18 protein-coding genes are annotated in these 21,630 nt (G+C 55.3%); 6 read left to right on the top strand and 12 right to left on the bottom strand.

Going from position 1 to position 21,630, the window contains the following annotated elements:
* Positions 1 to 86 precede the first annotated feature (86 nt).
* On the top strand, positions 87 to 1,970 hold the full coding sequence (locus K2184_RS05525) for a sigma-54-dependent Fis family transcriptional regulator (RefSeq protein ID WP_047720537.1): 1,884 nt from the start codon (positions 87 to 89) through the stop codon (positions 1,968 to 1,970).
* A gap of 34 nt (positions 1,971 to 2,004) precedes the next feature.
* Here the strand turns inward: K2184_RS05525 and K2184_RS05520 are convergent, their stop codons facing one another.
* Entirely contained in the window at positions 2,005 to 3,201 is a 1,197-nt protein-coding gene (locus K2184_RS05520; RefSeq protein WP_024274792.1) for an NAD(P)/FAD-dependent oxidoreductase, read from the bottom strand.
* Positions 3,202 to 3,430: 229 nt separating this feature from the next.
* On the opposite strand from K2184_RS05520, the gene pitA reads away from it, so the two are divergent.
* Complete coding sequence (gene pitA / locus K2184_RS05515; protein WP_004106648.1) at positions 3,431 to 4,927, top strand: inorganic phosphate transporter PitA; 1,497 nt, start codon at positions 3,431 to 3,433, stop codon at positions 4,925 to 4,927.
* A gap of 67 nt (positions 4,928 to 4,994) precedes the next feature.
* Here pitA and uspB read toward each other — a convergent pair whose 3' ends face one another.
* Entirely contained in the window at positions 4,995 to 5,330 is a 336-nt protein-coding gene (gene uspB, locus K2184_RS05510; RefSeq protein WP_004106649.1) for a universal stress protein UspB, read from the bottom strand.
* Positions 5,331 to 5,710: 380 nt separating this feature from the next.
* Here uspB and uspA point away from each other — a divergent pair, with 380 nt between their 5' ends.
* Both uspA and dtpB read left to right on the top strand, forming a co-directional pair.
* Complete coding sequence (gene uspA, locus K2184_RS05505) at positions 5,711 to 6,148, top strand: universal stress protein UspA (RefSeq protein WP_004106650.1); 438 nt, start codon at positions 5,711 to 5,713, stop codon at positions 6,146 to 6,148.
* 261 nt (positions 6,149 to 6,409) lie between these two features.
* Positions 6,410 to 7,876, top strand: coding sequence for a dipeptide/tripeptide permease DtpB (dtpB, locus tag K2184_RS05500; RefSeq protein WP_024274793.1), 1,467 nt, complete (start codon positions 6,410 to 6,412; stop codon positions 7,874 to 7,876).
* Between the two features lie 138 nt (positions 7,877 to 8,014).
* On the opposite strand, the gene rsmJ is transcribed toward dtpB, so the two are convergent.
* The 5 genes from rsmJ to gntX form a co-directional block, all read right to left on the bottom strand.
* Positions 8,015 to 8,779 (bottom strand): 16S rRNA (guanine(1516)-N(2))-methyltransferase RsmJ, encoded by a 765-nt coding sequence (gene rsmJ, locus K2184_RS05495; RefSeq protein WP_004106654.1) that lies wholly within the window; start codon positions 8,777 to 8,779, stop codon positions 8,015 to 8,017.
* 7 nt (positions 8,780 to 8,786) lie between these two features.
* A complete protein-coding gene (gene prlC, locus K2184_RS05490) occupies positions 8,787 to 10,829 on the bottom strand; it encodes an oligopeptidase A (protein ID WP_004106656.1) in 2,043 nt (680 codons plus the stop codon).
* 210 nt (positions 10,830 to 11,039) lie between these two features.
* Positions 11,040 to 12,356, bottom strand: a complete 1,317-nt coding sequence (gntT, locus tag K2184_RS05485; RefSeq protein WP_004106658.1) for a gluconate transporter — start codon at positions 12,354 to 12,356, stop codon at positions 11,040 to 11,042.
* 330 nt (positions 12,357 to 12,686) lie between these two features.
* A complete protein-coding gene (gene nfuA, locus K2184_RS05480; protein ID WP_004106660.1) occupies positions 12,687 to 13,262 on the bottom strand; it encodes a Fe-S biogenesis protein NfuA in 576 nt (191 codons plus the stop codon).
* A gap of 58 nt (positions 13,263 to 13,320) precedes the next feature.
* Positions 13,321 to 13,995 carry a DNA utilization protein GntX gene (gntX, locus tag K2184_RS05475; protein WP_023321737.1) on the bottom strand — a complete coding sequence of 225 codons (675 nt, stop codon included), beginning with the start codon at positions 13,993 to 13,995 and terminating at the stop codon, positions 13,321 to 13,323.
* A 37-nt stretch (positions 13,996 to 14,032) separates the two neighbouring features.
* Here gntX and bioH point away from each other — a divergent pair, with 37 nt between their 5' ends.
* Together bioH and K2184_RS05465 are read left to right on the top strand one after the other, a co-directional pair.
* A complete protein-coding gene (gene bioH / locus K2184_RS05470; RefSeq protein ID WP_049591484.1) occupies positions 14,033 to 14,815 on the top strand; it encodes a pimeloyl-ACP methyl ester esterase BioH in 783 nt (260 codons plus the stop codon).
* 110 nt (positions 14,816 to 14,925) lie between these two features.
* On the top strand, positions 14,926 to 15,195 hold the full coding sequence (locus K2184_RS05465; RefSeq protein ID WP_004106665.1) for a YdgH/BhsA/McbA-like domain containing protein: 270 nt from the start codon (positions 14,926 to 14,928) through the stop codon (positions 15,193 to 15,195).
* A gap of 161 nt (positions 15,196 to 15,356) precedes the next feature.
* On the opposite strand, the gene feoC is transcribed toward K2184_RS05465, so the two are convergent.
* The 5 genes from feoC to greB all read right to left on the bottom strand — a co-directional run bounded on the left by feoC (position 15,357) and on the right by greB (position 21,497).
* Entirely contained in the window at positions 15,357 to 15,593 is a 237-nt protein-coding gene (gene feoC, locus K2184_RS05460; protein ID WP_004106668.1) for a [Fe-S]-dependent transcriptional repressor FeoC, read from the bottom strand.
* 9 nt (positions 15,594 to 15,602) lie between these two features.
* On the bottom strand, positions 15,603 to 17,921 hold the full coding sequence (gene feoB / locus K2184_RS05455; RefSeq protein WP_004106670.1) for a Fe(2+) transporter permease subunit FeoB: 2,319 nt from the start codon (positions 17,919 to 17,921) through the stop codon (positions 15,603 to 15,605).
* 27 nt (positions 17,922 to 17,948) lie between these two features.
* On the bottom strand, positions 17,949 to 18,176 hold the full coding sequence (feoA, locus tag K2184_RS05450; protein ID WP_004106673.1) for a ferrous iron transporter A: 228 nt from the start codon (positions 18,174 to 18,176) through the stop codon (positions 17,949 to 17,951).
* Between the two features lie 409 nt (positions 18,177 to 18,585).
* A complete protein-coding gene (locus tag K2184_RS05445) occupies positions 18,586 to 20,916 on the bottom strand; it encodes a Tex family protein (RefSeq protein WP_004106674.1) in 2,331 nt (776 codons plus the stop codon).
* A 101-nt stretch (positions 20,917 to 21,017) separates the two neighbouring features.
* Positions 21,018 to 21,497 (bottom strand): transcription elongation factor GreB, encoded by a 480-nt coding sequence (greB, locus tag K2184_RS05440; protein ID WP_004106676.1) that lies wholly within the window; start codon positions 21,495 to 21,497, stop codon positions 21,018 to 21,020.
* Positions 21,498 to 21,630: the final 133 nt, after the last annotated feature.

The following is a 21,630-nucleotide window of genomic DNA, read 5'->3' as shown; positions in this document are numbered from 1 at the left end:
GCGTATAATATGACTTCACTCATTGATTCTCCTCGCGCTCATCATATACTAAGGCTTGCCTACCCTGCTGTCTGCGAGAATAATGCATGAATAATAATGAAATTGTTATCTTTTCAGTTTCCAGGACAATAACCCAACGAATCATGAATGTCCTTATTGAAAGGAAACTCGACATCCCCGTGTATGAATTTCGTTATTCAGAAGTTCTCGACAAAGCCCATGAGATGATTCAATCCGGCACTAAGATAATTATTAGCCGAGGCGGTACCGCCGCACTCCTGCGTAGCAATATTACTATCCCCGTCATTGAAATAGCCCATGATTTTCATGGCGTTTATCGCATCTTACAAGAAGCGAATAGTAAGTCGCAAAAAATCGCCGCCGTTGGTTTCCCGCAGTTTTGCAGCGCCTTACGCCATTACCAGAACATGACCAATGAAGATTTTAAAATTTGTCAGGTTTATAATCATCACGATATTGAAAATGTTATAAAAAATCTTTCGGAGAATAATTACCATACCGTAATCGGCGGACTGACCGTTGCTGAAATGGCTCAAAAATATCACCTCAATGCTATTATGGGGGATACTGATAACATTTCCATTGAGCAGGCCATCAATGAAGCTCACAGTTTATTGAAATACATTAATCGTGAAAACAGCAAACTGATCATGAGCCACTCAGCATTGAATCAGGCGCGTGAAGGTATTATATGCATCGATCAGCTTGGTGAAATTATCAATATCAACGCTACCGGCGTGGCATTATTCCAATGTCAAGCCGGAGATAAAATATTCAAAAAAGAAGCGTTTAAAGAGATCTACGCCAGTATTATTAATGAATTAGACATCAAAGAGCAGGCTATAGACATCAACGGCGTAACGATTCATATTTCCGTGCGCCACTTTTCTAACCGAAAAATATCTTATGCCGTTATTACGGGGCTAAGCCAGGAGAGCACGCTTTGGCAAAACAGCGTCAACAAAAAAAGTAAGCTGCGCGGTTTTTCCACAACCTGGTCTTTCGACGATATTATTGGCCAGTCGCCGGCCATCCTCGATGTTATAAAAAAAGCCAAACTGTGCGCCCGCCACGAACTGCCGATTCATATTTTAGGTGATACCGGCACGGGCAAAGAACTTTTCGCCCAAAGTATTCACCACTATAGCGCCAGAGGCCATAGTCCTTTTATCGCGATTAACTGCGCGGCCATCCCCGAGAGCATTCTGGAAAGTGAACTCTTTGGCTATGCCGACGGCGCCTTTACCAGCGCGCGGAAGGGCGGCAAACCTGGGGTGTTTGAAATGGCGATGAACGGTACGGTGTTTATCGATGAAATCAGCGAAGCGCCGCTATCGGTACAGGTTAAGCTGCTGCGCGTATTGCAGGAAAAGCAGTTTTCTCGTCTCGGCGGCGATACGCTTATTACCGCCGATTTTCGCCTGATCACCGCCAGCAATAAGGATCTGCGCCAGCTCGTCGCCAACGGTGAATTCCGGCAGGATCTGTACTACAGAATCAATATCCTTGAGTTGACGCTACCGGCCTTACGCCAACGACCGGGCGATATTATGCTGTTAATTCAGCACTTGCTTCATCAGCAGGGTAAGCAAATTACCTTTACCCCCGACGCGGTGGATTTTTTACATAGCTATCGCTGGCCCGGCAATATTCGCGAACTCCAGGCGGTGATCTACCGACTCATTGTGCTGCTCGATATAGACAGGGTGAACAAGGAGATTTTACTCCAGGTTAGTCAAATTACACCCGATGACCATCAGCAACTCGCTCACTCCCCGGCTGTGAGCGTCTCATCCGATGAAACCGATCTATTAAAGAAACAAGAGAAACAACTGATTACCAGCGTAATAGAAAAAACCGACGGAGACAGAACCAGAGCATCGGTCATGCTGGGTATTAGCCCCACCACCCTGTGGCGCAAATTAAAGCAGCATAATATCAGCGGATAAGTCGAAGCCTGCTCCGCTGATACAGAGCAGGCGATTATTTCTGTTCCGCTAAAGCCTGCGCGCATGCCCAGGCTGACGCCCATGCCCACTGGAAGTTATAACCTCCCAGCCAGCCGGTAACGTCCATCACTTCGCCGATAAAGTAGAGCCCGGGCACCTTACGGGCCTCCATGGTGCGCGAAGAGAGTTCGTTAGTATCTACGCCGCCGAGGGTCACTTCCGCCGTACGATAGCCTTCGGTGCCATTCGGCTGGACGCGCCATGCGGTCAGCGTCTCAACCAGCGCCTGCTGCTCGCGGACGTTAAGCTGTTTCAGCGTGATATCCGGGAGTTGGCCCAGCTGCTGCAGGCACTCAACCAACCGTTTCGGCAGCTGCATCGCAAGCGTGTTTTTCAGGCTCTGATTAGGATGCGCCGCGCGCTGTTCGTTGAGGAAATCATCAAGATGGCACTCCGGCAGCAGATTGATGCTGACGAATTCTCCCGGCTGCCAGTAGCTGGAAATTTGCAGTACCGCCGGCCCGGACAGCCCGCGGTGGGTAAAGAGCAGATTTTCCCGGAAGACGGTCCCGTTTTCCGCCGTGATGGTTGACGGCACCGAGACGCCGGAAAGCACCTGCAGCTGCTCAAGCAGCGGCTTATGCAAGGTAAACGGCACCAGGCCCGCGCGGGTCGGCAGTACCTTCAGGCCAAACTGCTCGGCAAGCTTGTAGCCGAACGGCGAAGCGCCCAGACCGGGCATGGATAACCCGCCGGAGGCCACCACCAGCCTGTTCGCCGCCACCGTCTCGCCGTTAAGCTGCAGCATGTAGCCCTCATCATCCCGCTCAACGCTGATAATTTCGCTACGCAGGCGAATTTGTACGCCGCCCTTTTCACACTCCGCCAGCAGCATGTTGACGATTTGCTCGGCGGAATCATCGCAGAAAAGCTGGCCCAGGGTTTTCTCATGCCAGGCAATACCGTGTTTGCTAACCAGATCGATAAAGTCCCACTGGGTGTAGCGCGCCAGCGCGGATTTGCAAAAATGCGGGTTTTGGCTGAGATATGCCGCGGGTTCGATATACATGTTAGTAAAGTTGCAGCGTCCGCCGCCTGACATCAGGATCTTGCGCCCGGGCTTTTTGCCATTATCGAGCAGCAGCACCCGGCAGCCTGCCTGCCCTGCCTGCGCCGCACAAAACATTCCCGCCGCTCCGGCGCCGATTACGATGGCATCAAACCTTTCCACACAACATTCCTCATATCCCGATTGTCGGGAATTGTAAATTTTTCACTCTGGTCGCACCAGCATGAAAAAAACAGATTTACGTACCTCATTGAAAGATATAGGAATACTCCCAACAAGGTAAAACTTAAACAGGAAGAAAATCAAAAAAAGTCTATATTTCACTTTGCCCGCGCCGCTAAAGTCACTGATAATGCGCCGCGTTCATGTCCTCAAAATGGCGTAACGTCCTATGCTACATTTATTTGCCGGTCTGGATTTACATACCGGGCTACTGTTATTGCTTGCTCTGGCTTTCGTGCTTTTTTACGAAGCGATCAATGGTTTTCATGATACCGCAAACGCTGTTGCAACTGTGATCTACACACGCGCAATGCGGTCGCAGCTTGCTGTGGCGATGGCGGCTCTTTTTAACTTCTTCGGCGTTCTGTTGGGCGGTCTCAGCGTAGCCTATGCCATCGTGCATATGTTGCCGACCGACCTGTTGCTTAACATGGGTTCAGCACATGGCCTCGCCATGGTCTTTTCCATGCTGCTGGCGGCAATTATCTGGAACCTCGGCACCTGGTACTTCGGCCTTCCGGCCTCCAGCTCGCACACCCTGATCGGCGCGATCATCGGTATTGGTTTAACCAATGCGCTGATGACCGGTACGTCGGTGGTGGACGCGCTGAACATCCCGAAAGTCATGGGTATTTTTGGCTCGCTTATCATCTCGCCAATCGTTGGCCTGGTCGTGGCGGGCGGCCTGATTTTCATCCTGCGTCGTTACTGGAGCGGAACCAAAAAACGCGCCCGTATCCACCTGACCCCAGCCGAGCGTGAAAAGAAAGACGGCAAGAAAAAGCCGCCGTTCTGGACGCGTATTGCGCTGATTCTCTCCGCCATTGGCGTTGCGTTCTCCCACGGCGCGAACGATGGTCAGAAAGGCATTGGCCTGGTCATGCTGGTTCTGATCGGCGTAGCTCCGGCTGGCTTCGTGGTCAATATGAACGCTTCCGGCTACGAAATCACCCGTACCCGCGATGCGGTCAACAACGTGGAAACCTTCTTCCAGCAGCGTCCTGAGCTGTTGAAGAAAGCGACCGGCGCTGAGCAGCTCATCCCGTCTCCGGACGCGGGGGCAGCCGCAAATGGCGAATTCCACTGCCACCCGGCAAACACCATCAACGCGCTTGACCGCGTGAAGACGATGCTGACCGGAACCGAAAGCTACGACACGCTCTCCGTTGAGCAACGCAGCCATCTGCGCCGCATTATGCTCTGCATCTCCGATACCACCGATAAAGTGGCGAAGCTGCCGGAAGTCAGTGCCGACGATAAGCGTCTGCTTAAAAAGCTGAAAACCGATATGCTGAGCACCATCGAATACGCGCCAATCTGGATTATTATGGCGGTTGCGCTGGCGCTGGGTATCGGCACCATGATCGGCTGGCGTCGCGTGGCGACCACCATTGGCGAGAAAATCGGTAAGAAAGGGATGACCTACGCACAGGGTATGTCAGCTCAGATGACCGCAGCCGTATCGATTGGTCTGGCGAGCTATACCGGTATGCCGGTTTCCACCACCCACGTGCTCTCCTCCTCGGTTGCGGGGACAATGCTCGTCGATGGCGGAGGTCTGCAGAAGAAGACCGTCACCAGTATTCTGATGGCATGGGTACTCACCCTGCCCGCGGCGATTCTGCTCTCCGGCGCGCTATACTGGCTCTCGCTGCAGATTATCTAAGCCGTCTCGGTAATAAGACAGATAAACGGGTCAGGAAACTGGCCCGTTTTTTTTACCCGCAGTGTCACTAGTGCCAGATAGCCAGGGCAATCATGCTCACCATCACCAGGCCGCAGAGGGCGCTGGTAAGGATAAACTGCCGACGAACCCGCTCGCAGCGGCGGATGAACTCATCGTCGTGATGATCGCGGTAGCGCTGAGCGTAGATATACCACACCAGGCGCATCTGTTTGCTGGGCTGTCCATGCGACGTAAAAAAACCGCCGCCGTCGACATATTGATAGAGCAAAGGGTCACAACCACGTAGCACAACAAGCAATGCACGCAGCGACGAGAAGTAGCGTGCCATATTCACTACACATACGATACACAGGGCCCAAAACAGCGCAACAGTGCTGATCATACCTCCTCCCCGGCGACCCGTCCTCGGAGGCTCCCTCCGGGACTACCGCTCCCCAATATCAAACCGACTGTACTGTGAAAGAGTGCGATTCCGATCACGTTTATTTATCCGACCGGCTCATTAAATAGTGTAGGAGATCAGTTAATTTTTTTACCACAACGTTAATCATTATCAATGCATAAGTCGGATATATTTGTTTAACTATTTGCTGAACAAGGTAGATTGACGGATCGCGAGGGGCGCTATAAGGTAGAAATATCTTCTACAATTAGGTCCTTAAGGACTACCCCCCGCGAATGTGGCACGCAGGACGCGGGCGAAGCGGCAGCGCTGGCTGTCAGGTCCAACGGTCATCGACAACTTATGGAAGGAGTAACACTATGGCTTACAAACATATTCTTATTGCAGTAGACCTGTCCCCGGAAAGCAAAGTACTGGTAGAAAAAGCCGTTTCTATGGCCCGTCCCTACAATGCAAAAGTTTCCCTGATCCACGTAGATGTGAATTACTCCGATCTCTACACCGGCCTTATTGATGTTAACCTGGGCGATATGCAGAAACGCATCTCCGAAGAGACTCACCACGCGTTAAGCGAACTCTCTACGAATGCGGGCTATCCGATCACTGAGACCCTGAGCGGTAGCGGCGATCTCGGCCAGGTGCTGGTCGATGCGATTAAAAAATATGATATGGACCTCGTGGTTTGCGGTCACCATCAGGACTTCTGGAGCAAGCTGATGTCCTCCGCGCGTCAGCTCATCAACACCGTTCACGTCGATATGCTGATTGTCCCGCTGCGCGACGAAGAAGAGGAATAACAGGACGTTATTTCATTTCGCTGATGACCAACGCCCGCCCATGCGGGCGTTTTTATTTCTCACTCCCCGCCGAAAAGAAAGAATATAAATCCATAAAATCCGCAAATTGCCAGATTGATCAACCAACAAAATCGCCATTTATCCATATAATCATTCGCCAAAGCGTATAACCATCATATCATTGCGCAAAATTAAGGTTTTTAAGCGCGTTTTGGCATACGCGTGCATACTTTTTCGGACAGGACTAAAAGGCGAAGCAATATGAACTCCACCGCACCCACAGGCTTGCTGCAGCAACCTCGCCCATTCTTCATGATCTTCTTTGTGGAACTATGGGAACGATTTGGCTATTACGGCGTTCAGGGCATTCTGGCCGTTTTCTTTGTTAAACAGCTCGGCTTCTCGCAGGAACAGGCGTTTATAACCTTTGGCGCGTTTGCGGCGCTGGTATATGGCCTGATCTCCATCGGCGGCTATGTCGGCGATCATCTGCTCGGCACCAAACGTACGCTGGTGCTGGGCGCGATTGTCCTCGCCGCGGGCTACTTTATGACCGGCCTGTCGCTGCTCAAACCCAATCTCATTTTTATCGCGCTGGGAACCATTGCGGTGGGAAACGGGCTATTTAAAGCCAACCCGGCGAGCCTGCTCTCCAAGTGCTATCCGCCAAAAGATGCCCGCCTCGACGGCGCCTTCACGCTGTTCTATATGTCGATTAACATCGGTTCGCTGCTGTCGCTGTCGCTGGCGCCGGTGATTGCCGATAAATTCGGCTACGCGGTGACCTACAACCTGTGCGGCGCCGGCCTGATTGTCGCCCTGCTGGTTTACTTCGCCTGTCGGGGTATGGTGAAAGATATCGGCTCTGAGCCGGACCACAAGCCGTTGAGTCTGCGCAATTTACTGTACGTGCTGGCAGGAACGGTGGTGATGATTTTTATCTGCGCCTGGCTGATGCATAATGTAAAAATCGCCAATCTGGTGCTAATTATCCTCTCAGTGGTGGTGACGATTTTCTTCTTCCGCGAAGCCTTCAGGCTGGATAAAACCGGGCGCAATAAAATGTTCGTCGCCTTTATCCTGATGCTGGAAGCGGTGCTGTTTTATATTCTGTACGCGCAGATGCCGACCTCACTCAACTTCTTTGCCATCAACAACGTCCACCATGAAATACTCGGTTTCGCGATTAACCCAGTGAGCTTTCAGGCGCTAAATCCGTTCTGGGTGGTGGTGGCCAGCCCGATCCTCGCCGCGATCTACACACGTTTGGGCAATAAAGGCAAAGACCTGAGCATGCCGATGAAGTTCACCCTCGGCATGTTCCTGTGCGCGCTGGGCTTTTTAACTGCCGCAGCGGCGGGAATGTGGTTTGCCGATGCCCAGGGATTGACCTCGCCGTGGTTTATCGTGCTGGTCTATCTGTTTCAGAGCCTGGGAGAACTGCTGATTAGCGCCCTGGGGCTGGCGATGGTTGCCGCACTGGTACCGCAGCATCTGATGGGCTTTATTCTGGGGATGTGGTTCCTGACGCAGGCCGCCGCGTTTCTGCTGGGCGGCTACGTCGCAACCTTCACCGCCGTACCGGACAACATTACCGACCCGCTACAAACGCTGCCGATATACACCAACGTATTCAGTAAAATTGGCCTGGTGACCCTGGGCGTCACGGTGGTCATGGCGATCATGGTGCCGTGGTTGAACAGGATGATTAATACAAAGAGCGCGTAAAAACGGTGCGGTCGACGAGGTTTCCCGGATTGCGGCTAACGCCTTATCCGGGCTACAGAACCCCCAGATCGCAAGAACCTGTAGCCCGGGCAAGGCGCATCGCGCCGCCCCCGGGGAAATAGCCCTGATGCAGCTTGTTTACCCCTGCGGCTCAACCGCCGTTCCGGCATAGATATCAAAGCGATGGCCTTTGGTCACCACCGCGTTAGGGGTCGCAACATTCGCCAGCGGCGGCGCGTAGTCCGGGCGCTTAACCACCACCCGCCTGGTCGCCAGCTGACGCGCCGGCGCCAGCAGACCGTCGGCGTCTAAATCCGGCCCCACCAGCGACTGAAATACCCGCATCTCTTTCTTCACCAGCGCGCTTTTTTGCTTATGCGGAAACATCGGGTCGAGATAGACCACCTGCGGACGCGGGGTAATATCGGTCAGCGCCGTCAGGCTGGAGGCGTGAATCAGCAGCAGGCGCTCCTGCAACCACGAGCCGATTTCAGCGTCGGCGTAGCCACGCGCCAGGCCATCGTCGAGCAGCGCGGCAACCACCGGATTACGCTCCAGCATCCGTACACGACAGCCGACTGACGCCAGCACAAAGGCATCCCGCCCCAGACCGGCGGTCGCATCGACGACATCCGGCAGATAGTCGCCTTTGATTCCCACCGCTTTCGCCACCGCCTCGCCGCGGCCGCCGCCGAACCTGCGCCGGTGAGCCATCGCCCCGCCGACAAAATCCACGAAAATGCCGCCGAGCTTCGGTTCATCGCGCTTACGCAGCTCAAGATGCTCCGGCGTCATCACCAGCGCCATCGGGTTGTCATCGTCCTGCTCCAGCCCCCAGCGGTCGACAAGAACAGATAAGGCGCCGTCTCCGGCGCCCGTTTCATCAATTAAACAAATTTTCACAACAGCATTAACTCTTAATACCGTAATGCTCAAGCATCGCGTCCAACTGCGGCTCGCGACCGCGGAAGCGTTTGAACAGGACCATTGGCTCTTCCGAACCGCCGCGGCTAAGAATGTTGTCGAGGAACGACTGGCCGGTTTCGCGATTGAAGATCCCCTCCTCTTCGAAGCGCGAGAAAGCATCCGCCGCCAGCACATCGGCCCACAGGTAGCTGTAGTAGCCCGCCGCGTATCCACCGGCAAAAATGTGGCTAAAGGCATGCGGGAAGCGGCCCCAGGACGGCCCGGGAATCAACGCGACCTGCTGCTTGATTTCCGCCAGCGTTTCGAGGATTTTCGCCCCCTGCTGCGGGCTAAATTCCGCATGCAGGCGGAAGTCGAACAGGCCGAACTCCAGCTGACGCAGAATAAACATCGCCGCCTGATAGTTCTTCGCGGCCAGCATTTTCTCCAGCAGCTCCTGCGGCAGCGGCTCGCCGGTTTCGTAGTGGCCGGAGATAAACGCCAGCGCTTCCGGCTCCCAGCACCAGTTTTCCATAAACTGGCTCGGCAGTTCGACTGCATCCCACGGTACCCCGCTGATACCGGAAACGCCGGCGGTATCGATGCGGGTCAGCATATGGTGCAGACCGTGGCCAAACTCGTGGAACAGCGTGATCACTTCATCGTGGGTAAACAGCGCCGGTTTGCCGCTGACGGGACGGTTAAAGTTACAGGTCAGATAGGCAACCGGCTTTTGTAGCGTGCCGTCAAGCTTGCGCATCTGGCCAACGCAATCATCCATCCACGCCCCGCCGCGTTTATGTTCGCGAGCGTAAAGGTCGAGGTAGAAGCTGCCGCGCAGCTCGTTATTTTCGTCGTACAGTTCAAAGAAGCGCACTTCCGGATGCCAGACGTCGACGTCAGTACGCTCTTTCGCAGTAATGCCGTAAATACGCTTAACGACTTCAAACAGGCCGTTAACCGCTTTGTTTTCCGGAAAGTACGGGCGCAGCTGTTCATCGCTGATGCTGTAAAGATGTTGCTTCTGTTTTTCGCTGTAGTAAGCGATATCCCACGGCTGCAGTTCATCCACGCCGAATTCGGCTTTGGCGAAGGCGCGCAGCTGAGCCAGTTCTTTCTCACCCTGCGGACGGGCGCGTTTAGCCAGGTCGCTCAGAAAGTCGAGCACCTGCTGCGGATTCTCCGCCATTTTGGTCGCCAGCGACTTATCGGCATAGCTGTCGAAGCCCAACAGCTGAGCCAGCTCGTGGCGCAGGGCGAGGATTTCCGCCATTACCGGACTGTTATCCCACTTACCGGCATTCGGCCCCTGGTCAGAAGCGCGGGTGGAATAGGCGCGATACAGCTCTTCACGCAGCGCCTGGTTATCGCAGTAGGTCATTACCGGCAGATAGCTCGGGATATCCAGGGTCAACAGATACCCTTCCTGCTCTTTGGCTTCAGCCTGAGCTTTCGCCGCAGCAAGCGCGCTTTCCGGCATCCCGGAGAGCTCGGATTCATCGGCGATCAGCTTCGTCCAGCCCATGGTGGCATCGAGGACGTTGTTACTGTACTGATTGCCCAGTTCAGACAGGCGTGCGGCGATTTCGCCGTAGCGTTTCTGCTGCTCTTTGGCCAGGCCAATACCGGAGAGTTCAAAATCACGTAGCGCGTTATCCACCGCTTTTTTCTGCGCGGTATTCAGGGTGGCGTAATGGTCGCCATCGCGCAGGTCGCGGTACGCTTTGTACAGACCTTCATGTTGCCCAACCCAGGTGCTGTATTCGGAGAGCAGCGGCAGAGTTTGTTCGTAGGCTTCACGCAGCTCAGGGCTGTTTTTAACCGAGTTCAGGTGGCTGACCGGGGAAAAAATACGCCCCAGCACGTCGTCCACTTCCGCCAGCGGCTGGCAAAGGTTTTCCCAGGTATACGGCGCCCCTTGCGCCACCGCGCGTTCGACCGCCGCCCGGCAATCATCCAGCGCTTTGGTGACCGCGGGGACCACGTGCTCGGGTTTGATTGCAGAAAAGGGCGGGAGCGAAAAAGGCGTCAGTAATGGATTGGTCATATGCGCAGTCCTGTTGAATTGGGTGAATGAAGCGCGCGTCCGGCGCTATAGCATGAGATCTAGAATGGGGGATAGTTTGCTGAATTTCAATGTCAGGCGCCGCGCGCAGGCGGGTATTACTGCGATAAGTCTGGCCGTGGTAGCCATTGCGCATAAAAAAAGCCGGGTTCGCATCGCGGCGACCCGGCTCGTTTCAGACTGACGACCAGCTTATACCACCATCCCCAACAGCAGGCAGCCAATCAAACCGCACACTGAGATGATGGTTTCCAGCATCGACCATGACTTGATAGTCTCGCCAATGGTCAGGTTGAAATATTCCTTAAACAGCCAGAATCCCGGATCGTTAACGTGAGAGAAGATAACGCTACCGGAGCCAACGGCGATAACCATCAGTTCCGGGCTCACGCCGGTGGTGGCGATCAGCGGCGCGGCGATACCGCCCGCGGTAATGGCCGCAACGGTGGCGGAACCCAGCGCGATACGCAGTACCGCAGCAATAGACCAGGCCATAAACAGCGGAGACATATTGGATTCGTGCATGATAGACGCAATGTACTTATCCATGCCGCTATCGACCAGCACCTGCTTGAAGGCGCCGCCGCCGCCGATGATCAGCAGCATCATGGCGATAATTTTGATCGAGGAGGTCAGCGTATCGTTAATCTGCTCCATGGAACGACCGCGGTTGAGGCCGAAAGTGAACATGGCGATCAGCACTGCGATCAGCGTTGCCATCACCGGGTCGCCAAAGAATTCCGCAATCGGCAGGAAAGCGTGGCCTTTCGGCAGCACCATTTCGGCGACGGCGCGCATGGCCATCAGAATCACCGGCACCAGAGAAGTCCAGACGCTGACGCCAAAACCCGGCATCTCTTCTTCAGTGAACGTCTTCGGGTTGTGCAGGCCTTCCGGAATCGGCTTATCGATGCCTTTCAGGAAACGTGCGTAAACCGGTCCCGCAAGAATAACCGTCGGAATCGCCAGAATCGTACCGAACAGCAGGGTCTTACCCATGTCGGCATGGAAAATAGTAGCAATCGCGGTCGGGCCCGGATGCGGAGGCAGGAATCCGTGCGTGACTGAGAGCGCAGCCGCCATCGGTACGCCGATATAGAGTAGCGGAATACCGGCGGAAGCAGCGATGGTAAAGACCAGCGGCAGCATCAGTACAAAGCCGACTTCATAGAACAGCGCAAAGCCGACGGTAAAGCCGGTCAGCACGACCGCCCATTGAATATGTTTTTTACCAAATTTGGCAATCAGCGTGGTGGCGATACGCTGCGCACCGCCGCAGTCCGCCAGCATTTTTCCGAGCATCGCGCCGAAGCCCATGATCAGCGCGAGGCTGCCGAGGGTTCCCCCAACGCCGTTTTTGATGGATACGATAACTTTATCCAGCGGCATACCCTGCATAAGCCCGACGGCAAGCGCCACCAGAACCAGAGCGATAAACCCGTTAAGCTTGAAACGGATCATCAGCAACAATAACAGGGCAACCCCGATAGCAACGATGACTAATGGCATGATTTACCTGGCCTTAATTTGTTATGGGTAACGTCATAGTTTCAACATTGACTTCATCCGTCCCGACCGGAACAAAAAATGTCTGACGCCGTAGAAGCTGGCTTTATCCTTACCCAGAGAAAGGATAGCTGGCTATTTTTTTATCTGTGGCGCCTGATGCGAATGATACGGGTAACATGACGAGTTTGAGAATCACCTGGGCGGTGAAAATTTCAAATATGAGACTTAAGTCATACTCTTTCCCGGGTTTCTGGCGGGTCGCTTAGCGGGGAATGTTGCGCGGTAACATGAAGAGAGTTGCCCGGCAGCGGAAAGCTGCCGGGCGGGGAATCAGTAGTAAGAGTGCTCGCCGCGCTGGTGCTCGGTGAGATCGCGTACGCCTTTCAGTTCCGGGAACTCGTTCAACATCTGTTTCTCGATCCCTTCTTTCAGCGTTACGTCGACCATCGAACAGCCGTTACAGCCGCCGCCAAACTGCAGAATCGCCAGGCCATCATCGGTGATTTCCATCAGCGTGACGCGCCCGCCGTGGCCGGCCAGCTGCGGGTTAATCTGCGACTGCAGCAGATACTCGACGCGCTCCATCAGCGGGGCATCGTCAGAAACTTTGCGCATTTTGGCGTTGGGCGCTTTCAGCGTCAGCTGGGAGCCCAGCTGGTCAGTAACAAAATCGATTTCAGCGTCTTCCAGGTACGGCGCGCTAAGCTCATCGACGTAGGCGGTGAGCTGCTCAAATTTCAGCGCAGTATCGGAATCTTCCACCGCATCCGGTGGGCAGTAGGACACGCCGCACTCGGCGTTAGGGGTGCCGGGATTGATCACAAATACGCGAATTTGTGTCCCTTCTTCCTGATTTGCCAGCAGTTTGGCAAAGTGCGCTTGTGCAGCATCGGAAATACGGATCATAGCGTTGGCCTAATAGTTGACTATTTTACTGGGTTATTATACGCCCATCAGCAGGGGTCTACAAGGTACGGCATATACACCATACCTGAACCGTCGCGGCGCCGTTTCGCAAAAGCAGGCGGGATATCTCAGCGACGGTGCTTCCGGTTGTGACGACATCATCCACAATGGCGATATGGTGCCCCTGTAGCGACAATTCAAGCTGGAAGGCGTTTTTCAGGTTCTGTTTGCGCAATCTGGCGCTGAGCTGATGCTGAGTGGCGGTGCGGCGTCTGCGGGTCAGCGCATCGCTACGCCAGGCGCAGCCCAGCCAACGGGATAGCGGTCGGCACAGCAGGTCGCTCTGATTAAACCCTCTCCTCCACTGGCGGCGCTGCCAGAGCGGCACGCTAATTATCCGGTCCGGATGAGGAAGGTCCGGGCTGTGACGTATGCGCAGCAGCAGCAGACGCGCCAGAGCGGGCGCCAGCTCGGGCCGCTTATTGAATTTCAGCTGGTGAATCAGGCCGCTCAGCGGCGGTCGATAGTCATTAACCGTTACCAGCCGCTGCCACGGCGGCGGTTTTTGCAAGCAGCGTCCGCAGGGCAGCGTGTTTGACTGGGCCGGCAGTCCGCACTGAGGGCATAGCGGTTCGCAGGCCAGCAGCGCCGACGCGCATCGCGAACAGATCCCCCAGCGGGCGATGGCCAGCGGCATTTGGCATAGCCAGCATAAGCTGTGTGCTGTTAGCATATTTCCCCTCATATTGGTGGAAAGAGAACAGTAACTGATGAACGCGATCGAGTGGCAGACCATGGGCGAAGGAAATTGTCATCTTGTGCTGCTGCACGGATGGGGGCTGAATGCCCAGGTGTGGGATTGCATCACGCCGCAGCTGCGCTCGCATTTTACGCTGCACCTCGTCGATCTTCCTGGCTACGGCCGCAGCGGCGGCTTTGGCGCTCTGTCGCTGGAAGAGATGGCGCAGCGGGTGCTGGAGAAAGCGCCGGAGCGCGCTATCTGGCTAGGCTGGAGCCTCGGCGGGCTGGTAGCAAGTCAGGTAGCATTATCCCATCCCGATCGCGTGCAGGCGCTGGTTACCGTGGCTTCTTCCCCCTGTTTTAGCGCTCACGACAGCTGGCCTGGCATCAAGCCCGAAGTGCTGAGCGGATTCCAGCAGCAGCTGAGCGAAGATTTTCAACGCACCGTCGAACGCTTTCTGGCGCTGCAAACCATGGGTACCGAGAGCGCACGCCAGGATGCGAGAATGCTGAAAAGCGCGGTGCTGTCGCTACCGATGCCATCATCGGAAGTCTTAAACGGCGGGCTGGAGATCCTCAAAACCGCCGACTTACGCCAGCCGTTATCTACCCTCAAAATGCCGTTTTTGCGCCTGTACGGTCGGCTGGATGGCCTGGTACCGCGTAAAATCGTCCCGATTCTCGACGCCATGTGGCCCGGCAGCACGTCGTTCGTCTTTGATAAAGCCGCCCATGCGCCGTTCATTTCGCATCCGCAGGCGTTTTGCGCTCAACTGGTCGAACTGAAGCGTGAGGTCAGTAAATATTTTTAGCGGGACGTGGTAAAAACGCAGGGTGCAGCAATACTTAGGTTGTTGCGGAGGTTGACTATTTCACGCCGGACCCGCGACCTAAAAAAACAACCTAATGGAGAGTAGAGGCTATGAAACTTGTTACAGGAATTGTTGCATCTCTGGTGATTGGCTCCCTGTCCTTTGGCGCGTTCGCCGCCAAGGAGATCCAAAAAGACGAAGTGGCTAAGATGAACCTGACTAAAATCGGTTCCATTACGACCTCAAGAACAACCTCTCCGATGGATGCAAAGCGCGATCTGTCGAAAAAAGCGGATGAGCTGGGCGGCACTTATTTCGTGGTAATTGCCGGCGAGAAGAACGAAAAAACGGTTCACGCTAACGCGGACGTCTACAAGTAAGCCAGAAAGCGGGTCTCACGACCCGCTTGCACCCGAGGGCGCAGAGGCTTCCCCGGAGGCGGCGCGTTGCGCCTGTCCGGGCTACCAAACCCAAAACCGCACAAACTCGTAGCCCGGACAGATGCGCAGCATCGCCTCCGGAAAAAACACCGGAAAACATCTCAGCGCAGCGACCACCACTCCCGCAGGCAGGCCTTGCCTTCCGGGCAGCTTTTACAGCTGCCGGAGAGGCAGCCATCGGCATCTTCGGTGGTTTTCACCGCTTTACCCATTGCTTCCAGGCGGCCCAGCATGGCGTCGATTAACGGCTGCGGCGCACGCAGGCGGGCGCTGATCTGCTTTGCTTCCATCCTTCCCTGCAGGGCGAGCATATCGCGAACTTCAATTAACGACGCCATCATCGCTCCTTAGTGGCAATCGCCAGCAGGACTCTGGCAGCAGGAAGACGGCGTTTTGCGCGTCGCCAGCAGCGAAACGTCCACCCGGCTACGCGCTCTGCGCAGCAGGCCAAAGACCACGATATTGAACAGCACCACCGCCAGAATGCATACCAGGCTGTAGCGCGGATGCTGGCTAAAGCTGACGGTCTGGTAGTACAGCGTAGAGAGCGAATAAGCGATATTCAGCCCCCACAGGACGGAGAACATCATCCAGCCGCGGCTCGACTCGCGGGCAATCGCCCCCATAACCGAGATGCAGGGAATATAGAGCAGGACGAAAATCAGGTAGCTATACGCCGCCGCAGCGCTGCCGAATTTGCTTCCCATCACGCCCATCGCACCGGTTTCCATTTCGCCGTCGCCTTTACTGGCTTCGATGGGGTTGGCCAGCACGCTCAGGCTGAACGTATCTTTCAGGCTCTGCCAGGTCTCGTCCACTGCAGCCAGCAGCTCATCGCCGAGGCTAAACGTCTGCGGATTGAACTCTTCGTTCTGGATATCTTCGGCGGTGTAGAGGGTGTTCAGCGTCCCTACCACCACTTCCTTGGCCATCGCGCCGGTGAACAGTCCGACGGTCGCCTGCCAGTTATCCTCATGTACGCCAATCGGTTTAAACACCGGGGTAATCACCCGGCTGACCGACGCCAGCGCCGAGTCGTTGATGTTATCGACAATCTTACCGCTCAGCGAGAAGCTGTTCAGCGCGCTGAGGAAGATACTAACGATAACGATCACTTTACCCGCGCGCAGCACGAAGCCTTTCAGGCGCTGCCAGGTCTGAATAATCAGGCTCTTCACGTGCGGAACGTGGTACACCGGCAGCTCCATGACGAACGGCGAAGCTTCGCCGCGCATAATGGTATGCTTCAGCATAAGACCGGTGGCAATCGCCATCACGATACCCAGCACGTACAGCGAGAAGACCGCCAGCGCGCCATTCTGGCCGAAAAAGGCGGCGGCAAAGACGGCAAAAATCGCCAGCCGCGCGCCGCAGGACATAAACGGCGCCATCATAATGGTCATCAGACGCTCGCGCGGCGCATCAAGCGTACGCGCGCCCATCACCGAAGGAACGTTACAGCCAAAACCCACGATTAACGGCACGAAGGATTTCCCCGGCAACCCCAGCGCCTGCATCAGGCGGTCCATCACAAACGCCGCCCGCGCCATATAGCCGGAATCTTCAAGGAAGGAGAGGAACAGATACATCATGCCGATTTGCGGCACCAGCGGCAGCACGGTATTGATCCCCCCGCCAATCCCCTGGGCGAGGAAAACGGTCAGCCAGTCCGGGAAATGCAGGGTATAGCCAATCCACTGAATGCCGTGGATAAAGATCGCCACGGAACCGGCGTCGAAAATGGGCTGCAACGCGCCGCCGATATTGATCGCCAGTAAGAACATCAGATACATAACGAACAGGAAGACCGGCAGTCCGAGAAAACGGTTGAGGATGACTTTATCCATCGCTGCGGTAAAGCGGCTGGGCTCGGCGGTAAGCGTGTTACTGACCGCATCGCAAATAGCAGCAATGCTTTGGTAACGGGCATCGGCGATATGCAGCGCGGGGTCATCCAGCTCTTCGCTCAGGTGCGCCAGGGCCACGTCCAGCTTATGGGCGGCATCACCGGCGTAGGCGCGGCTGTAAATATCGCCTTCAAGCATCTGTAAGCCCAGCCACCGACGCTGGCGCTGCGGGATCTCCCCGGACATCACCTGCGCCAGCTTGTCCGCTTCGCGCAGCAGCGGCTGCGGATAGTGCACCAGTTCTACAGGCTGATTTTGCTGATGGCGATCGATCGCCATTTTCAGGGCTTCAATACCGCGTCCGCGGGTGGAAACCAGCGGGATAACCGGGCACCCGAGGCGGGCGGCCAGCGCGTCGACATCGATACGGATGTTCTGTTTTTCCGCGATATCGAGCATGTTCAGCGCGACGACGCAGGGGATGCCCAGCTCCAGCAGCTGCAGCGTCAGATAGAGGTTACGTTCCAGATTGGACGCATCGACCACGTTAATCAGCATGTCGGCGTCGCCGCTGAGAATATAGTGGCAGGCAATCTGCTCATCCAGCGAGGTTTGTGAGGAGATAGTGGTTAGCGAATAGGTGCCCGGAAGATCCACCAGCGTGACCTGATGATCGGTGGTGTTGAAGCCCCCCTCTTTACGCTCAACGGTCACCCCCGCCCAGTTACCAACGCGCTGGCGCGCACCGGTGAGCTGGTTAAACAGGGTAGTCTTACCGGAATTAGGATTACCAATTAAACCAAGGGTTAATTTTTTCATATTCATGCTCTTAGTGCCGGTCAGGCATTATTGTGCAACCGCTTCCAGCTCAATTAACGCAAGATCCTTTTTACGTAATACCAGGCTCACGCGTCGGGTTTCAATATGGATAGGGTCGCCGAGCGGCGCCACGCGAACCACATTAAAAGATGAACCCGGCAGCATTCCGAGGGACAGCAGTTTCTGCCGATACGCCGGACTAATATCGCGGGAGAAACCAATGATTTTCCACGCACTATCAGGTGTGAATTGCATAGGACCTACTTGTGTATCGCCAACTGAAAAAGAGTTTTCCGTACGCGCCGAAGATGCGGCGCAAGGGACCGTAGCCAACGAAGAATAAAAAACATTCAATGCAAATAATGATAATGAGAATAGTTTTTATCATCAATACATATAATGCGGTCGATTGTTTTTTTAAACAGGAGATTGAGCTTTTGTTGATATTGAGCAAACTCTATTTTGTAACAGGCGTCGAAATAATAATAATTCTTAATGACCAAATGTTTAATTAAGGTTTCGATAGTTAACGAAATGAAAATAATAATCTCACCGTCCGCATTTCGCGCTTATTACGACGTTATAAGAAAATACTGATGCTTGTTTGCACAATATGGCTAATGCCGGAAGAAATGCGGCCCCTCGACAAAAGGGGCCGGAGAGTTTAGCGTTTTTTACCCATCGCCGCCGCCAGCGCGTCCATCATCGCGCTGTTGCCCGCAGGCTGCGTCTCACGACCGCGAGGTTTAGCAGCCTTCGCCGCCGGGCGGTTGCCATGAGGGCGATCGTTCCCACCGCCGCGGCGCGCGTTGCTGTCGCCGGGCTGTTCATCCAGACGCATCGTCAGCGCTATACGCTTGCGCGGCAGATCAACTTCCATCACTTTGACCTTCACGATATCCCCCGCTTTCACCACCGTATGCGGGTCTTCAACGAACTTGTTCGAAAGGGAAGAGATATGCACCAGGCCGTCCTGGTGAACGCCGATATCAACAAACGCGCCGAAGTTGGTGACGTTGGTCACCGCGCCTTCGAGGATCATCCCCGGCAGCAGGTCGTTCATCGTTTCTACGCCATCGGCAAACTGGGCGGTTTTAAACTCCGGGCGCGGGTCGCGGCCCGGTTTTTCCAGCTCTTTGATGATGTCGGTGACCGTCGGCACGCCGAATTTCTCATCAGTAAAATCAACGGCTTTTAGATGACGTAGCTCGCTGCTGTTGCCCATCAAATCTTTCAGCGCCTGCTGAGTCGCCGCCAGAATGCGCTCCACCACCGGGTACGCTTCCGGGTGCACGGTTGAGGCATCCAGCGGGTTATCGCCATGGTTGATACGCAGGAAGCCCGCGCACTGTTCAAAGGCCTTCGGCCCCAGACGGCTAACCTTCAGAAGCTGCTGGCGGTTCTGGAACTGACCGTTCTCATCGCGCCAGGAGACGATATTCTGCGCCATCATGCGGGTCAGGCCGGCAACGCGGGTGAGCAGCGGAACGGAGGCGGTATTCAGATCGACGCCAACGGCGTTCACGCAGTCTTCCACCACCGCGTCCAGCTTACGCGCCAGCTGGGTCTGGCTGACGTCATGCTGATACTGGCCGACGCCGATGGATTTCGGGTCGATCTTCACCAGTTCGGCCAACGGGTCCTGGAGCCGGCGGGCGATAGAGACCGCGCCGCGCAGGGAAACGTCGAGGTCCGGGAACTCCTGCGCCGCCAGCTCGGAGGCAGAATACACGGATGCGCCCGCTTCGCTGACGATGACCTTCTGTGCGGTCACTTTCGGGAACTGCTTCTGGACGTCGAGGAAGAAGCGCTCGGTTTCACGCGAAGCGGTACCGTTGCCTATCGCTACCAGCTCAACGTTGTACTTTTCGCACAGTGCGGCAACCGCTACCGCCGCTTTGGCGGCCTGTCCGGTATGCGGGTAGATGGTATCGGTAGCCACCAGTTTGCCGGTGCCGTCAACGACGGCGACTTTTACGCCGGTGCGCAGGCCAGGATCGAGCCCCATGGTGGCGCGTAGTCCGGCCGGCGCGGCCATCAGCAGGTCGTGCAGGTTGCGGGCAAAGACGTTAATGGCTTCGTCTTCCGCGCGTTCGCGCACGGTGCCCATCAGCTCGGTTTCCAGGTGCATCAACACCTTGATACGCCACGTCCAGCTCACCACGCCCTTACGCCAGCCGTCGGCCGGAGCGTTATTCAGGCGCAGGCCGAGATGGTTGATAATAATCTGCTCGCCGTGGCTCTCTTTCGGCGGCTCATCGAACTGCGGGTCAGCGTTCAAAGAGAGCTGCAGCACGCCTTCGTTACGGCCGCGGAACATCGCCAGCGCGCGGTGCGACGGCACGGTGGAGATCGGTTCATGGTGATCGAAGTAGTCGCGGAATTTCGCACCTTCCTCTTCTTTGCCGCTAACGACGGTGGCCACCAGATGGGCGTTTTTCCACAGATAGTCGCGCACTTTCGCCAGCAGGCCCGCATCTTCAGCAAAGCGCTCCATCAGAATATAGCGCGCGCCATCGAGGGCCGCTTTGCTGTCCGCGATGCCTTTATCAGCGTCGATATATTTGGCAGCTTCGGTTTCCGGGTCATGAGAGGGCTCGTTCCACAGCAGCTCGGCCAGCGGCTCCAGCCCGGCCTCAATGGCGATCTGCCCGCGAGTGCGGCGCTTCGGCTTGTACGGCAGATAGAGGTCTTCGAGCTCGGTCTTACTCAGCGTCCCGTTGATGGCTTTTTCCAGCGCCTCGGTCAGCTTGCCCTGCTCGCCGATGGACTTCAGGATCGCCTGACGACGGTCTTCGAGTTCTCGCAGGTAACCCAGGCGGGTTTCCAGATTACGCAGCTGCGTGTCATCCAGACCGCCGGTGACTTCTTTACGATAGCGTGCGATAAACGGCACGGTATTCCCTTCATCAAGCAGGCGAACGGCAGCTTCTACCTGTTCAGCCCTGGCCTGAAGTTCACCCGCAATAATGCGGCAGAGCGAATCATTCATCATCGGTTTAATTCATCTTTAGGATCAAAAATCAGGGGGATAGTTATACGGACTGGCACGCTAAAATGCCAGCCGCGACCCAAGCCTCTCGGAATGTTCCGCACCTATTTAGCTTTGACGTATTCAATTTCGTTCACGTACCAGGCAGCCTCGCCCGCGGGCGTGTTAACGATAGCTAAATCGCCGACCTCTTTTTTCAGCAGCGCGCGCGCCATTGGCGAATCAATGGAGATGTAGTCATTGCGGCCAAAGATTTCATCGTAGCCGACAATCCGAAAGCGCTTCGTCTCGCCCGCATCGTTTTCAATCTCTACCCAGGCGCCGAAAAAGACCTTTCCTTCCTGCTGCGGCGAATAATCGACGATTTTCAGCTGTTCGAGGCATTTGGTCAGATAGCGCACCCGGCGGTCGATTTCACGCAGGCGCTTTTTATTGTACTGATAGTCGGCGTTTTCGCTGCGGTCGCCAAGGCTCGCCGCCCAGGTCACTTTTTTAGTGACTTCCGGACGTTCTTCGCGCCACAGGGTATCCATCTCTTTCTTCAGTTTTTCATACCCTTCACGGGTGATCAGCGGCGTTTTCATCGAAGGTTACGGCTCCTGATTACAAATCTTTGTGCAATGCTGCGCACAATTCGTCGCGCGTCATAATAGCAACAGGATAAATAATGCGTCTTATGCTTAAATGTATACTTAAGCTGCTGTTAAATATGCTTTG

This window comes from Klebsiella sp. K5-306 (genome assembly GCF_051835185.1).
Taxonomy (GTDB): domain Bacteria; phylum Pseudomonadota; class Gammaproteobacteria; order Enterobacterales; family Enterobacteriaceae; genus Klebsiella; species Klebsiella oxytoca.
This window is presented reverse-complemented; position numbering and strand designations above follow the sequence as displayed.

Excerpts from the sequence above, each read along its gene's own strand:
- K2184_RS05525 (WP_047720537.1), top strand. The coding sequence starts at position 87 with ATGAATAATAATGAAATTGTTATCTTTTCAGTTTCCAGGACAATAACC.
- pitA (WP_004106648.1), top strand. The coding sequence starts at position 3,431 with ATGCTACATTTATTTGCCGGTCTGGATTTACATACCGGGCTACTGTTA.
- feoA (WP_004106673.1), bottom strand. The coding sequence starts at position 18,176 with ATGCAATTCACACCTGATAGTGCGTGGAAAATCATTGGTTTCTCCCGC.
- feoB (WP_004106670.1), bottom strand. The coding sequence starts at position 17,921 with ATGAAAAAATTAACCCTTGGTTTAATTGGTAATCCTAATTCCGGTAAG.
- nfuA (WP_004106660.1), bottom strand. The coding sequence starts at position 13,262 with ATGATCCGTATTTCCGATGCTGCACAAGCGCACTTTGCCAAACTGCTG.
- bioH (WP_049591484.1), top strand. The coding sequence starts at position 14,033 with ATGAACGCGATCGAGTGGCAGACCATGGGCGAAGGAAATTGTCATCTT.
- gntT (WP_004106658.1), bottom strand. The coding sequence starts at position 12,356 with ATGCCATTAGTCATCGTTGCTATCGGGGTTGCCCTGTTATTGTTGCTG.
- feoC (WP_004106668.1), bottom strand. The coding sequence starts at position 15,593 with ATGGCGTCGTTAATTGAAGTTCGCGATATGCTCGCCCTGCAGGGAAGG.
- prlC (WP_004106656.1), bottom strand. The coding sequence starts at position 10,829 with ATGACCAATCCATTACTGACGCCTTTTTCGCTCCCGCCCTTTTCTGCA.
- dtpB (WP_024274793.1), top strand. The coding sequence starts at position 6,410 with ATGAACTCCACCGCACCCACAGGCTTGCTGCAGCAACCTCGCCCATTC.
- uspA (WP_004106650.1), top strand. The coding sequence starts at position 5,711 with ATGGCTTACAAACATATTCTTATTGCAGTAGACCTGTCCCCGGAAAGC.
- K2184_RS05445 (WP_004106674.1), bottom strand. The coding sequence starts at position 20,916 with ATGATGAATGATTCGCTCTGCCGCATTATTGCGGGTGAACTTCAGGCC.
- greB (WP_004106676.1), bottom strand. The coding sequence starts at position 21,497 with ATGAAAACGCCGCTGATCACCCGTGAAGGGTATGAAAAACTGAAGAAA.
- gntX (WP_023321737.1), bottom strand. The coding sequence starts at position 13,995 with ATGCTAACAGCACACAGCTTATGCTGGCTATGCCAAATGCCGCTGGCC.
- uspB (WP_004106649.1), bottom strand. The coding sequence starts at position 5,330 with ATGATCAGCACTGTTGCGCTGTTTTGGGCCCTGTGTATCGTATGTGTA.
- K2184_RS05465 (WP_004106665.1), top strand. The coding sequence starts at position 14,926 with ATGAAACTTGTTACAGGAATTGTTGCATCTCTGGTGATTGGCTCCCTG.